At 48.2% G+C, this 13,878-nt stretch carries 14 protein-coding genes and 1 pseudogene; 8 read left to right on the top strand and 7 right to left on the bottom strand.

Features of this window, described 5'->3' with window-relative positions; genetic code table 11:
* The first annotated feature begins 54 nt into the window (after positions 1 to 54).
* Positions 55 to 1,257, top strand: a complete 1,203-nt coding sequence (locus tag Q9O24_02305; protein MDQ7073992.1) for a transposase — start codon at positions 55 to 57, stop codon at positions 1,255 to 1,257.
* Here Q9O24_02305 and Q9O24_02300 read toward each other — a convergent pair.
* Both Q9O24_02300 and Q9O24_02295 read right to left on the bottom strand, forming a co-directional pair.
* Positions 1,254 to 2,498, bottom strand: a complete 1,245-nt coding sequence (locus Q9O24_02300; GenBank protein MDQ7073991.1) for an NnrS family protein — start codon at positions 2,496 to 2,498, stop codon at positions 1,254 to 1,256. The two genes, Q9O24_02305 and Q9O24_02300, sit on opposite strands and share 4 nt — an antisense overlap.
* Positions 2,499 to 2,518: 20 nt before the next feature.
* The gene (locus Q9O24_02295; protein ID MDQ7073990.1) at positions 2,519 to 4,921 is read right to left on the bottom strand and encodes an MMPL family transporter; all 2,403 of its coding nucleotides are present in this window, start codon (positions 4,919 to 4,921) and stop codon (positions 2,519 to 2,521) included.
* Positions 4,922 to 5,077: 156 nt separating this feature from the next.
* Between Q9O24_02295 and Q9O24_02290 the strand changes: the two genes are divergently transcribed.
* Together Q9O24_02290 and Q9O24_02285 are read left to right on the top strand one after the other, a co-directional pair.
* Entirely contained in the window at positions 5,078 to 5,896 is an 819-nt protein-coding gene (locus tag Q9O24_02290) for an outer membrane lipoprotein-sorting protein (GenBank protein MDQ7073989.1), read from the top strand.
* 29 nt (positions 5,897 to 5,925) lie between these two features.
* The gene (locus tag Q9O24_02285; GenBank protein ID MDQ7073988.1) at positions 5,926 to 7,326 is read left to right on the top strand and encodes a DUF1302 family protein; all 1,401 of its coding nucleotides are present in this window, start codon (positions 5,926 to 5,928) and stop codon (positions 7,324 to 7,326) included.
* Here Q9O24_02285 and Q9O24_02280 read toward each other — a convergent pair.
* Complete coding sequence (locus Q9O24_02280; GenBank protein MDQ7073987.1) at positions 7,323 to 7,670, bottom strand: hypothetical protein; 348 nt, start codon at positions 7,668 to 7,670, stop codon at positions 7,323 to 7,325. The genes Q9O24_02285 and Q9O24_02280 overlap by 4 nt on opposite strands.
* A 70-nt stretch (positions 7,671 to 7,740) precedes the next feature.
* Positions 7,741 to 8,934, bottom strand: coding sequence for a formate-dependent phosphoribosylglycinamide formyltransferase (purT, locus tag Q9O24_02275; protein ID MDQ7073986.1), 1,194 nt, complete (start codon positions 8,932 to 8,934; stop codon positions 7,741 to 7,743).
* Between the two features lie 166 nt (positions 8,935 to 9,100).
* On the opposite strand from purT, the gene minC reads away from it, so the two are divergent.
* From minC to Q9O24_02250, 5 genes and pseudogenes are all read left to right on the top strand, one after another.
* On the top strand, positions 9,101 to 9,790 hold the full coding sequence (gene minC / locus Q9O24_02270; protein ID MDQ7073985.1) for a septum site-determining protein MinC: 690 nt from the start codon (positions 9,101 to 9,103) through the stop codon (positions 9,788 to 9,790).
* Between the two features lie 175 nt (positions 9,791 to 9,965).
* Positions 9,966 to 10,775 (top strand): septum site-determining protein MinD, encoded by an 810-nt coding sequence (minD, locus tag Q9O24_02265; GenBank protein ID MDQ7073984.1) that lies wholly within the window; start codon positions 9,966 to 9,968, stop codon positions 10,773 to 10,775.
* 7 nt (positions 10,776 to 10,782) lie between these two features.
* On the top strand, positions 10,783 to 11,055 hold the full coding sequence (gene minE, locus Q9O24_02260; protein ID MDQ7073983.1) for a cell division topological specificity factor MinE: 273 nt from the start codon (positions 10,783 to 10,785) through the stop codon (positions 11,053 to 11,055).
* Positions 11,056 to 11,079: 24 nt separating this feature from the next.
* Positions 11,080 to 11,637, top strand: a complete 558-nt coding sequence (locus Q9O24_02255; protein ID MDQ7073982.1) for a DUF1415 domain-containing protein — start codon at positions 11,080 to 11,082, stop codon at positions 11,635 to 11,637.
* Between the two features lie 13 nt (positions 11,638 to 11,650).
* Positions 11,651 to 12,356 (top strand): annotated as a pseudogene (locus tag Q9O24_02250) (arginyltransferase).
* 1 nt (position 12,357) lies between these two features.
* On the opposite strand, the gene Q9O24_02245 reads toward Q9O24_02250, so the two are convergent.
* From Q9O24_02245 to Q9O24_02235, 3 genes are all read right to left on the bottom strand, one after another.
* Positions 12,358 to 12,792 carry a hypothetical protein gene (locus Q9O24_02245; GenBank protein ID MDQ7073981.1) on the bottom strand — a complete coding sequence of 145 codons (435 nt, stop codon included), beginning with the start codon at positions 12,790 to 12,792 and terminating at the stop codon, positions 12,358 to 12,360.
* A 140-nt stretch (positions 12,793 to 12,932) separates the two neighbouring features.
* Positions 12,933 to 13,343 (bottom strand): DUF2384 domain-containing protein, encoded by a 411-nt coding sequence (locus tag Q9O24_02240; protein ID MDQ7073980.1) that lies wholly within the window; start codon positions 13,341 to 13,343, stop codon positions 12,933 to 12,935.
* A gap of 1 nt (position 13,344) precedes the next feature.
* Positions 13,345 to 13,647, bottom strand: coding sequence for a segregation and condensation protein A (locus Q9O24_02235; protein MDQ7073979.1), 303 nt, complete (start codon positions 13,645 to 13,647; stop codon positions 13,345 to 13,347).
* Positions 13,648 to 13,878: the final 231 nt, after the last annotated feature.

Here is a 13,878-nt window from a genome sequence, read left to right as displayed (position 1 = left end):
GCGGATTCTGAGAAAATAGAGTTCTCAAAAAACGACAATCAAAGAAGGCCGCCCGTGGAATCCATAGTAGAATCGGTTTTACTCTCCATGTCCAGTGTTAAAAAACCACAACGTCTTTTTCTCTCAGCTCTGTTTTCCGCATTGATGGTTTTTCAAGGGAAAGCCACTTTTCGTAATTTGAGTCGTTACAGTTCGTTGCATGAAAAACGTCTGTCGCGTTGGTTTCGACGTTCATTTGATTTTGCACAATTCAACAGACGCCTACTTCAAAAAGAGCTGCCACAAAAGCACGATCAAATTGCCGCCATTGATGCCAGCTTTATGAAAAAAAGTGGTCAGAAAACAGCAGGGTTGGGTTGGTTTTACAACGGCGCTTTGGGGCAAGCCATGGTGGGATTGGAGTTGTCGTTGGTTTGCCGAATTGATCTTCAAAGTCGAACCGCTTACGCGCTGGAGGCTCGCCAAACGTTGGACTCGGAACAGAAAGAGGGTGAGAGCCGAGTGGACTGCTACGCGAAACAGGTTTGTGACCTTGCCTGTGATCTTCAAGCGCAAGGCATTCGCTACCTTACCGCAGACGCCTACTACAGCAAGGTGAAGTTTGTCGATGCGGTCTGTTCAGATGACTTACACCTGATTGGAAAGCTGCGTTCAGATGCCAACCTAAGCTGGTATTTTGAGGGCGAATACGGTGGCAAAGGACGTCCTAAAACGTACGATGGTAAAGTCAATTTCCAAACGGAGCTGTCCCGTTTTGATGCGTGTGGCGTAATGGATAAGGGGGTATCGATTTACAGCGCCGTGGTTCACTCGTGTTGTTTCAAACGGAAAATCCGTGTGGTGCTGCTGCGATGGGAGCAGAAGACAAAAGTCCGTTCGGCTCTGCTGTTTTCTACGGATTCGGAGTTGGCTCCAGAAAAGATTGTCGAATATTACACCGCTCGTTTTCAGATTGAATTTTTGTTTCGTGAAGCCAAGCAACATACGGGTTTAATGGATTGCCAAGCGCGTTGCCCAGAGGCCATTCAAACTCATATTAATGCCTCGTTCACCGCACTGAATTTATTGAAGCTGGAAGACCGTAAGGACAAAAACAACCCTGAGCCTTCGGTGATTTCGATTGCCTCGTGGCGACGCAAGAAATTCAATCAATATTTGATGAAAATACTTTTTGACAAGTTAGGTTTGGAGAGATCTTGTCAAAAAGTCGAGGCGGTTTACCATGAGCTGAGTGAGTATGGGGCTATTCAGGTTTAAAACTGTCCGAAGTATTGAATCAATATAGGCAGATAAACCCACAGAAATAGGGTAAAGCCCAGCACCCAGAAACTACCGGATAAAACAATCCAAGTGGAATAGTTTTCGATAAACAGAGGAGCCACAACCGCCCTCATCAAGACCGCCAAATTAACCGCAATAAACGCCCAGCTCATCAAAGGGGCACTCTGCAAAGCACGTCCTGTATGCCCCAAGGCCACTCGTGCCATCATGCCCAAGCCAATCACCCCCAGCCCTCCCATTACCAAAGCGTGAACAGCAAACAGCGGCATTAACACATTCAGAGCCACCAACGCCTTAAAAAAGAAACCCACAATCAACCAGAGATAACCCAACTGCAAAACCCACAACAATGGCACCGAAAAAGCGGCGTTATGCCACCAGCCCGAAAGCCGAATAGCATGCAGTGTTGCCACCACCATTGCTGTTGCCGCCAACCACACCGGATTAGCCAACAGAGTTTCCAGCAGAGCCATTGAGATCACCCCAGCAATGCAAAGCAGTTCCAACCAAAGCCATTTTCGACACTGAACACCTAAGCCATTCTCAATAAACAGAGGAATAACTCGGCCACTCATCACCACCATCACCACCATCAGCACCATCAGCACCATCAGCACCATCAGCACCATCAGCAACATCAGCAACATGATTAACCAGATGGCAATGTTCACCAACTCAGTAGTGGAAAGCCCATTAAAAACCCCAAGAATGTTTAGGTGAAACAACGTGTTTAAACCGCCCATCACCAACAACATCACCGGCATAAAAAAGTTGTGCTTCTGTTTGGCTTTCCACAAAGGCCGCCAAAGAAACCAAGCCAACAGCGGCAAGAAGAGCAGATCAACCGCCACCAAAATCAACGCTGGCATCGGCAAGTAAACCAACAGCCGACCGGCCAACCAGAGCGTCACCAGCAACCTTAAACTGCGACTCGTGGTGGTCGCAATTCCTGTCCAATTTTTTACTGCGGTGAGTAAAAAACCGGCCATAATCGCCACCGCAAAACCAAATACCATCTCATGACTGTGCCACTGAAGATTGCTGTAATGGCTACTGATAGCCACCCCCGAAAAATAGAGATGAAGCCACAGCGCCACCAAGCTGGCCGTCACCAAACCGGCACCGAGAAAGAAGGGGCGAAACCCCAACTGAAACAGGGCAAACCGAGGTGGTGGCTCCTGCTGAGCCGACTCAATATTAAGCAAATTAGGCTTCACAACTTACTCCTTTTAGCCACTTATTTTTTCCGATACAACCACGCCATCAGGGCAGGCGCAAGGAAAAAATCCGCCAACAGAGCCATAATAATGGCGATGCTGGTCAAAATACCAAACCCAATTAAATTGTTCATACTGGCAAAAACATAAACAAAAAAACCAACACTGAGCACAATGGATGTCACCAACATCGCCCGCCCCGTACTGACCAAAGTCAAACGCACCGCCTCTTCTGCGTCACCGGATTTATCATAATAGCGTTTAAAATTGTGCATAAAATGCACGGTGTCATCCACCGCCATACCGATCACAATCGAACCGATTAACATCGTGAATAGATCCAAGGGAATATTAAACACCACCATCACCGCCATCACGGTAAAAATCGGAAACAGATTGGGCAACATGCTGATCAGACCCAATTTAAAACTGCCCAACATTAAAATCATCATCACGGTAATAACCACAAACGCCAACAAATAACTGACCCCTGAGCTAAAAATAGCAGCGGTAATGGTTTGCGCCAACAACGGAATCATGCCGGTAATGGTGACCGTTGCTTTACCCGCAAACAGTTCAGCGGATTTATCCTCCAAATCTTGCAACAGGCTCAAATAAGCAATGGCATCCACCCACGGCACCTTAATCGTCATCCGTGCTTGACTAAAACCAGAATCCACCAAAGTTTCCAAATCATCACTGCCGCTGTTCTCAAACAGCAAAATTTCCTGTGCAATCAGATCTGCATCTTCTGGCAACCGATAAAAATCAGGCCGATTTTCATTTAGAGCCTGATGAATCTCTTTGATTACATCCACCAGAGAGACCACTTTTCCGACGAAATAGTCGTCGGTTTTAATTTGCTCGGCGTACGCTGACAAACTCTCCAAACGTTTTAACACCGACAGATCATAGAGACCGTTCTCTTTTTCAGTGTCGATCACCATCTCCACCGTAATCGAACCCTGCATCTCCCGATCAATGACTTCTGTTGCCACCCGCACCGAATGCTGCTCTGGGAACCAATTTAACGGGTTGTGTGAATAACGCAATTGAGACGCAGAAAAGAGGGTTAAGATCATAAAAATCATGCTAACCAAAATCACCTTACCACGGTGATGCACCGAAAAATGCGCCACCCACAGCAAGAATTTCTGGGTCAGGTCATGATGTTCATGCGCCTGCTGTTGTTTGGATTTAATCGGCAACAGACTCAACAGCAGAGGCAACAGCACCGTGGTGTAGAGAAAAATCAACAACACGCCCAAACTGGCAAAAATACCCAAATTGGCCACCGGAGCCACGCTGGAAAAAGAGAACGAAGCCAACCCTGCCGCCGTGGTCAAGGAGGTCATCATCACCGCCAAGCCCGAATGCTCCAGCGTATGGGCAATTGCATCCGCCTTATTATTATCATCTTGATCGTAATAACGATAAAAAATGGTCAAAATATGAATCGACGCACCCACTCCCACCGCCAGCAGCAAAGAAGGGATGATCTGGGTCAGCGTCTGAATCGGCGCACCGGCGTGTGACATCAACCCCATTGTGCTCATCACCGATAAAATCACCACCAACAACGGCAACAAAACACCTGAAGCACGACGAAACAGCACAGCTAAAAAGAAAATGATGGTCAAAATCACCAAACCGATAAATTTAGCCATATCGCTGGTCATGGAACGCTTCAATGCATCGGTCACATTCGGTGAACCGGCAGTGTAAATAACAAAATCAGCGGATTGATATTTCGCCACAATGGCCTCAACCGCCTGCACCATGCGGCTGTTCTCTTCGTCCGTCAAATAGGCTTGCGGCGCATCGCTACGGCTCACAGGCGCATCATCAAAACCTGCCATCAGATCCGCTTCACTGTCTTCCTCTTCTGCGTAAGTATTGGACTCCAACACCATCGCAGTAAACGTCCCAGCTTCGTTGAGAACCAAATTTTTCAACAGCGGATTGCTCAACGCCCTCTGTTTAATCTGCGCCAAATCAGCCTCACTCTCTGGCCAGTTAACAAACAGATCCTCCACAATCAAACTGTCGGCATCACCGGTGGTGTTACGGGCGTTAATCAGACTGGTGATCTCTTTTAGATACGGCACCTCTTGCTCAAGCTCGTAATGCAGATCCCGCAGCTTCTCCAGTGTCTGGCGCTGAAACAGATCCTTTACCTTAACCGCCACCACCATCTTCTCATCACGACCAAACTGATCTCGAAACCGGTTGTAACTCACCCGTGCTGGATCACTCTTATGCAAAAATCCCTCGGTAGAGGTATCAATGCTCAGTTTAGGCAAGCCGGAAATCAGCAGCGCTAACAAAACCACCATCGGTACTAAAAACAGCACTCGATTCTGAAAAATACGATAGCCCAAGCGACCAAAGGCCAACTCTATTTTGTGACGCACCTGTTCCATACTCTTTTCTCCCACACGCTGTTCGTGCTTAATAAGCCATATTCATCACACCAAAAGAAACAAAACTTGACAGCAGCAACGATCCTTTGGATACTTGGGTCACACTTTAACCAACCAGTTAGTTAAATACAATCAGAATTTACCGAGGTCATCGCCATGAAAATCAAAACACACTCCCTCTACACCAGCCTAGCCGCACTCGCTCTGCTCATCGGCCTGTTGCCCAGCAGCGCCAACGCCGCCGAATTAACCGCTCGTGAAATCATGCAAAAAGTACAAGATCGTGACACAGGTGATCACGGCATTTCCGATATGGAGATGATCCTAATTGACAAAAAGGGCCACCAGCGCAGCCGGAAAATTCGCCGCTATTCTAAATACCAAGGCGAAGACAAACAGACCAGCCTATTTTTCCTCACCCCCGCTTCGGTCAAAAACACCGCCTTTTTAACTTACGACTACGACGACACAGAAAAAGACGACGATCAGTGGCTCTACCTACCCGCGCTGCGCAAAAGCAAACGCATCGCCTCCAGTGATAAAAGTGGCAGCTTTATGGGATCGGACTTCAACTACTCCGATATGAGCGATAAAAATTTGGCGGCCTACACCTATAAAATCCTCAAAGAAGCCAAGGTACGAGGAGATAAAACCTGGGTCATTGAAGCGATTCCACAGACCAAAAAAGAGATTGAAGAGAGCGGCTATAAAAAATCCATTATTTTTGTTCGCCAAGACAACTTTGTTGGCGTGCGTGCGCTGCACTGGGTCAATAAAGGCAAGCGGATGAAGTATTTGGACATCAAAAAACTGCAACAGATCGACGGCATTTGGACTGCCACCGAGATGAGCATGACCAGCAAAGAGGGCAAATCCACCTTGCACAAAACCATCCTCAAGTTCAGTAATGTGCGTTACAACCAAAAACTGGATAAAACCACCTTCAGCCTGCGTGGCATTGAGAAAGGACTCTAAATATGAGAGCTGCCTTATTTAGTGCCCTCGTGACTGGACTCTTATTAAGCTCTGCCATCAAGGCTGCTGAAAACAGCGAAGCCGATCTGGATCAACTGCTGCAAGGCTTCGAAACGCCCGCAGATGAAGCAAGTCAGAACCGAAATCCGGCTCTGGATGATCTGTTGAGCGGTTTTGATAACACTGAAGGCGATGCCAACATCAGCAGCACCGCTGTGGAAGAGGTCTCCGCCAGCTCATTCAGCGGCTCTGTTTCTCTCTCTGCCAGTGACAACTACGCCCACGCTGCCCCCGCAGCGGGCGCAACAGACTACCGAGGCCTCTCACGCCTGCGCGCCAAAATGAATCTGCAACACGACTACAACTTCGGTAACTGGAAAAGTCGCCTCAGTGGCTACGCCTTTTACGATGCCAGTTACCAAATCAACGGCAGCGAACAGTACCAACAGACGCTGTTGGACGACATGGAGAGCGAGATCGAGCTGGGCGAAACCTACTTACAGGGTTCACTGAGCGAAAATCTGGATCTCAAAATCGGTCGTCAAGTGGTGGTGTGGGGCAAGTCCGACAGCATTCGGGTCACAGATTTAATCAACCCCATCGACAACCGTGAACCCGGCATGGTGGATATTGAAGATCTGCGTCTGCCACTGGCGATGGCCAAGTTGGATTATTATTTCGGCGACTGGAGTCTGAGCGCGATGCTGATCCCTGAGATCCGCTTTAATAAAAACCCCAGTTTCGGCAGTGATTTTTACCCACTGCCCCGTTTGGCTCCCGCAGAACAGCTGCCCGACAGCAGCCTCGCCAACAGCGAAACGGCACTGGCGCTGAACGGCATCTTCAATGGCTGGGATCTCTCTCTTTACGCTGCCGATGTGTATGATGACACCCCTTATCTGAACGTCGTCAATGGCCAACCGATTCAGCAACATCAACGCATCAAGATGCTCGGCAGCGCCTTTAACATCGCCTCTGGCAGTTGGTTGTTTAAAGCAGAAATCGCCTATCTGGATGAGCTGCGTTACAGCAGCTTGCCGACTCAGCCGCAGAGTCGCGTTGATACGTTGTTAGGACTGGACTACGCCGGTTTCAGCGACACCCAATTGTCACTGGAGCTGCTCAATCGCCACACCCCCGATTATCAATTGGCACTGCAAAACAGCGGCGTTCTGCAAGACAACTGGCAGACAGCCGTGCGTTATGTGGGGGATTTTCTTCACCAGCAGCTGCGTCTTACCGCGCTGGTTTCGTTGTTTGGTGCTGAGGGCAACGACGGCGGTTTCAGTCGGTTCTCTGCTCAATATGAACTTAAAGATGCGCTGCTGCTCACTGGCGGAATTGTTACCTACCAAGCAGGTGAGCAATTTCCTTTCAGCCAAATTGCCGACAACGACCGTCTCTTTTTGGAGTTAAAACAGAGTTTTTAAGGTCGCTCTTCCAGCACGCTTTGAGACAGGCCCATATTATTCATCACTCTGTAGAGGCTCAGCCCTCTGACCTCTCTTGATTCCGCTGCGCCTGCGGCGGGTTCAATTTGATCAAAGCCCACGCTGTTTAACGGCTGCAACAATCCGATGGTGCCTTTGGGCCAATATTTCATCGTGTAGTAATTGATGCCGGTGTAATTCATCACCGGAATATCCAACAAGACCGGATTGTGCAGACGATTCAAATTTTTAATGTCTTGGCTCCACGTTTTAGGCGCGTATTCCGCCGCCAACGGTTGCATCACAGCCATGAGCAATAAACCCGCTAATAAAGATGATTTCATAACCCAATCCTTTTCTTCATAAACGACGATGTTCCACTATGGCAAAGCCCCTGCACAGGGTCAATGACAATCAATTCGGTTGATCCAAGCTCACGCTTACCTTGGCTGACGCTGCACGGGCTTTGTCTCGTGCTTGCTGCACATCATCGCCCAATGCCAGAGCCACCCCCATACGCCGCACACCGGAAACCTCTGGCTTAGCAAACAGACGAATCTGAGTATCTGGCTCCGCCAACGCTTCTGCCACACCGTGAAAACGCGGTGATTGCCCTTCACCTTCAGCCAAGATCACACAAGAGGCAGCCGCACCGTAATAACGAATCGCAGGAATAGGCAGACCCAAAATAGCCCGCACATGCAAAGCAAACTCGCTCAAATCCTGTGAGATCATTGTCACCATACCCGTATCGTGTGGACGCGGTGAGACTTCGCTAAAAATCACCTCATCACCCTTAATAAACAGCTCAACCCCAAACAGACCCCAACCACCCAGCTCATCGGTGATTTTTTTCGCAATCAACTTGGATTTTTCTAACACAACGTCACTCATGGGTTGTGGCTGCCACGATTCACGGTAATCCCCCTCTTGTTGTAAGTGACCGATGGGCTGGCAAAACGAGACACCGCTTTTATGCCGAACGGTCAACAAGGTGATTTCATAATCAAATTCAACAAACCCTTCGACAATCACACGACCTGGCCCTGTTCGTCCGCCTTGCTGCGCGTACTGCCAAGCAGAATCAATCTCGGCAGCTGTCGAAATCAAACTCTGCCCCTTACCCGATGAACTCATCACCGGCTTCACCACGCAGGGCAGACCAAGCTGCTCAATGGCCGCTCGATACTCTGCCTCACTGTCCGCAAAGAAATAAGGAGATGTCGGCAGCGCCAGCGTTTCACTGGCCAGACGACGAATGCCTTCTCGATCCATCGTTAAACGCGCCGCACGCGCCGTCGGCACCACATTAAATCCTTCGTTCTCCAACTCCAGCAGCAGCTCGGTATCAATGGCTTCAATTTCAGGCACGATGTAATCGGGCTGTTCTGTTTCGATGATCTGTCGTAACGCCTTCCCATCCAACATCGACACCACATAAGAACGATGCGCCACCTGCATCGCGGGTGCATTGGCGTAACGATCCAGAGCAATCACCTCAATACCGAGGCGCTGTGCTTCAATCGCCACCTCTTTGCCCAGCTCTCCCGAACCGAGCAGTAACATTTTATTTGCTTTCACACCCAGCGCCGTTGCCAACTCAAGCATATCTCACCTCAATATTTTGTCCTGTTTTGATCAATAGGCAGTCTTGCACTGCACTTTTTGCTTTGCAAGTCGATTAAGATAAATAACGCCCCCATCTGCCCCTTGCCCTTTTTTTTTCAGCACGGTATAAACAGACCTCAACGATGATTTTTTTTGGATCAATGGCATGACCACACCCCCTGCAACGGCACTGCGTTTTAAAGCCAATGCCTTTACCCTCACTGTTTTGCAGGTAATCGACCCCAATCTCAACGCCATAGAAACGGCCTTAGATGAAAAACTCAAACAGTCACCAGATTTTTTTCAGAACGCACCCGTTATGATTGACCTATCGGAATTAAGCGACGAACGGGAGATCGACCTGAAAGCATTAACGCGGCAACTGCGCGAACACGGTTTAATCCCCGTTGGAATTCGTCCTGCCCGCTCCATTCACGCCAGCCAAGCCAAACAACTGAACTTGGCCATTTTTGCAGAGAGCCATCTCGGCAAACCTGACACAGAAAAAACCGCACAGAAACACCCCTCTCCTCCGTTAGTAATCAATAAACCCGTGCGTTCAGGGCAACAGGTCTATGCGAAACAAGCGGATTTGGTGATTCTCTCTTCAGTCAGTGCTGGCGCTGAATTGCTCGCCGATGGCTCAATCCATGTTTATGGCACCCTCAGAGGCAGAGCACTGGCAGGAGTAAAAGGCGATGCAAACGCACAAATATTCTGCCAAAGCCTACAAGCCGAATTAGTTTCTGTAGCTGGCAATTATCGCCTAATTGAAGAGTTAAAATCTGATTCAGACAATCAAGCGGTACAAATTCGCTTAGACGAGAGAGACCGGCTTATCATTTCCCATTTATAATGAAGGTGGGTGCATGGAAGCCCCCCCTTCAAGCTCGACAAACCCATATCACGGAGACACCCAACCAACGACAGCCAAAGTTGACTGCTTTTCTGCCGTTGTTATTTTTAAGACATTACTATTAATGTCCTATTTGAAATCAATGCAATCAATACAAGGTTCAGGAGGATTAACTTTGTCAAAAATCATCGTCGCAACATCCGGCAAAGGCGGTGTAGGGAAAACCACCACCAGCGCCGCACTTGCTACCGGATTGGCGTTAGCAGGGCACAAAACAGTGGTCATCGACTTCGATGTCGGCCTACGCAATCTGGATTTGATCATGGGCTGTGAACGCCGCGTGGTCTACGACTTTGTCAATGTCATCAATCACGAGTCTAATCTCAATCAAGCCCTGATAAAAGACAAACGAGTCAAAAATCTATACATATTGCCCGCATCACAAACGCGAGATAAAGATGCCCTCTCCCGTGAAGGCGTTGGCGAAGTATTGAACCAGCTCAAAGAGATGGGCTTTGAGTACATTATTTGTGATTCGCCAGCGGGCATCGAACGCGGCGCGCTGATGGCACTCTATTACGCCGATGAAGCACTGGTGGTAACCAACCCTGAAGTCTCATCGGTACGAGATTCGGATCGAATTCTGGGTATTTTACAAAGCAAATCCTACCGTGCCGAACAGGGGCTGGAGCCGATTAAAGAACACCTGCTGATCTCCCGCTACAATCCTGAGCGGGTGGAGAGCGGCGAGATGCTCAGCATTGACGATATTTTAGACATTCTTGGTATTAAATTACTCGGTGTTATCCCTGAGTCTGCCAGCGTTTTAAAAGCATCCAATTCAGGCACGCCGATTATTTTGGATCAAGAAAGTGACGCCGGACAAGCCTACGACGATCTGGTAGCACGATTTTTAGGTAAAGAGAGGCCCTATCGGTTTATTGATATGGAAAAGAAAAACCTCTTGAAACGTCTATTTGGATGAAGATATTATGAATTTATTTGAACGTTTTCGCCCCCCGAGGGAAAATAACAGCGCCCGCATTGCTAAAGAGAGATTACAAATTGTCATCACTCACGAGCGTGCTCAACGTGGCACCCCCAGCTATTTACCGGCACTAAAAGAAGAACTGATTAACGTTATTCGTAAATACGTGCAAGTGGAAGATCATCAGGTCAAAGTACAAATGGATCACGAAGGTGACTATGAAGTGCTGGAGCTCAACATCACCTTGCCAGAAAATCAAGCACACAGCGCTTATTAAATTAAAGCATAATAAGCAACACTGATGAACTCAAACCCACAGATAATCCAACAGACCGACTGTTGGCTACACAATGTTGTGATCAAAGAAAACCTCTGCCCGTTTGCAGAGGCGGTCGTTGAGCAACAACAACTGCATTACGCCGTCAGCCAGGCCACGAACAATCAAAATCTGCATGCAGATATTGTCGCCGAACTGCACCGCTTACAGACAACCGCTGCTAACATCATTGCTACCACTCTGCTGATTATCCCTTGCATGCTGAATGATTTTTTTGAGTTTAACGATCAACTTAACTGGATAGAACAACTGCTTAACGAACAGGATTTGGTGGGTGAAATCCAAATTGCCACCTTTCATCCCCACTACCACTTTTCTGGCACACACTCCGATGATCCGAGCAATTACAGCAATCGCTCCCCTTACCCAATGCTGCACTTTATCCGCGAAGCCCATTTAGAAGAAGTGCTTCTTCACTACCCCAACCCCGAAATCATCCCACAACGAAACATCAAGCACTTAGAAAAACTCGGTCTAAAACACGTTCAAAATCAGCTCAAGCACTGCTTAAAAACGCCGTAGGGTTCGCTTAAATATGCAGCAAACACAACAAATTTTACTCTACGCCTCCCATCCAGAGCCGTGCAATTATTTGCCCGAAGAAAGCTGCATCAATCGTTTTATCGACCCCAATCTCGACATGAACCAACGGCTTTACAGCCAACTGGTGGCGCAAGGCTTTCGTCGCAGTGGCAATATGGTTTATCAGCCCTACTGCGACGAGTGCCAGGCCTGTCTGCCTGCTCGCATTCCGGTCAATCAATTTCAACCCAACCGCAGTCAACGACGCAACCAAAAAAAGCAATCAAGATCTTAGCATCACAGTGAAAAACAGTGGCTTTTGTGAGGAGCACTTCCAGCTCTACGCACGTTATCTCAACTCTCGTCATGGCGATGGCAGCATGGCCAACCCCACTTCAGAGAGCTATCAACAGTTTTTAATTACCGATTGGGGTGAGACACTGTTTGTGGAGTTTCGACTTGGGGAACGGCTGCTGGCCGTGGCAGTTACCGACCAGCTAAAGAACGGCTTATCAGCGGTCTACACCTTTTTCGATCCCGAACAGAACAAGAGGGCGCTGGGGAAATTTGCCATTCTTTGGCAAATTCAACACGCACGACGGTTGGGATTAGAACATCTCTATTTGGGTTACTGGATCAAAGAGTGTCGCAAAATGAGTTACAAGGGTGACTATCAACCCGTGGAGATTTTTCAGCAAAAACAGTGGCAGATCGCCTGATCTACTTCCAGTGTTCCACCTTATGGGACATCCAATGCACCACCGCTTGCAACATCGCTTTTTGCTGATGAGTGCATTCTGCTCGCATACCCAAAAGACGCTCTTTAAGACTCATCACCAAGTGATGATAGTTCTCAATTTTAGCATTAGCAGAGCTTAACTCTACTTTCAGCCGGTTCACTTCTGCCGCCAATTGCGCTTCAGACGGCAAACAATCGTGCTGATATTTGGTGTGAGCGTTAGCACGAATGCGTGCGGTGCGTTCAATCATGCCACTCTCTTCAACGTCAAGCTCAGGATAGACCACCAACAGATTGTCCAACTTCACGCTGCCCTCAAACGTAGTCAAAACGCCCATGCGGATCTTGGCCTGAATTTCACCACGGCTAACACCCGCCAATCGAGCTGCTCTGGATAAACTTAATAACCGGCTCATCTCATCACCCTTGCCTTAAAAAACGACCGCAACGTCTAATGCAACGAAGCCTACCCATTTTATAAGCCAATTACCCCTTAAGGGCAAGAGGAAAGAGCAATAAACTATCCCCTTGGTAATAGTTTGTGTTATTTAATATACTATTTTTTCATGCTCTGCTCAGCCCAGTACCAAGCAAAGGTGCAATCCAAGTGTGCTCGCACCGTCATTAAACCCATCAAACCACCCTCAATCATGGTCATTAAAGGCGCTCGATCATCAAATTTCTTATTGGCTTTTTTCAACCAAATCGCCGCCATACCTTCATTGGTGGGGTAACTGGTGCGCAGCGCATCGTAAATTCCAATCAGATGAGCGACGTGTTCATTAACCTTGGCATCGTCCGGCAACGGTGTTGATTTACGAAACTGATCCAGATGCCGTGATTTAATCTCTTTTGGCAAACCCAACAGCAACGTCCGATCCTCAGCGTTCACCCCCCAACTGTCGAGCAACTGAATCACCGCTTTGGTCTGCTCCATACGCTCATCCACACCGCTTTCCTGACTCATGTTACTGCTCCGTACTCTTGTTATCGCTCTTCACCTTACGAATGCTGCTCAACGACACCACCTTGGTGTCACTCGGCTCATCCACAAAACGAGGCCGCGCTTGCTGATAATTGCCTCGTTCTTCCGCCAGCTCTTTTTCCCGCGCAGAGATCAGCGCAAAACAGTGGCGAATGTCATTGATGGTGCTGTCGGTCAGAGGGTGGCGTGTTCCAGGGTCTGGGGTGACGTCCTTGATAATGGCAGAGAGCGTTTTACGCATCGCAATTAGAACGCGATGTTCGTGGCTTAGGTCGGAAGAGGACATGGAAACTCCTGAGGGGAAGATGAAGGAAAACAATACAATTTAACAGGGTATTCTAAAGGATCTGACCATACTCGGCCATTGCACAAAGGTAATAGAAGCATCGTTGCAAGAAGTTGCTGCTACCAACCACAATCACCTATTTTGACCCAATCTGTTCAATGAAATCACGAAACGAGCGATTACCTGTTTTAGAATCCATCGCTCTTTCAATCATTGACCAGTCCAGCGAAC

This window comes from Gammaproteobacteria bacterium (assembly GCA_030949385.1).
GTDB lineage: Bacteria > Pseudomonadota > Gammaproteobacteria > JAUZRS01 > JAUZRS01 > JAUZRS01.
This window is presented reverse-complemented; position numbering and strand designations above follow the sequence as displayed.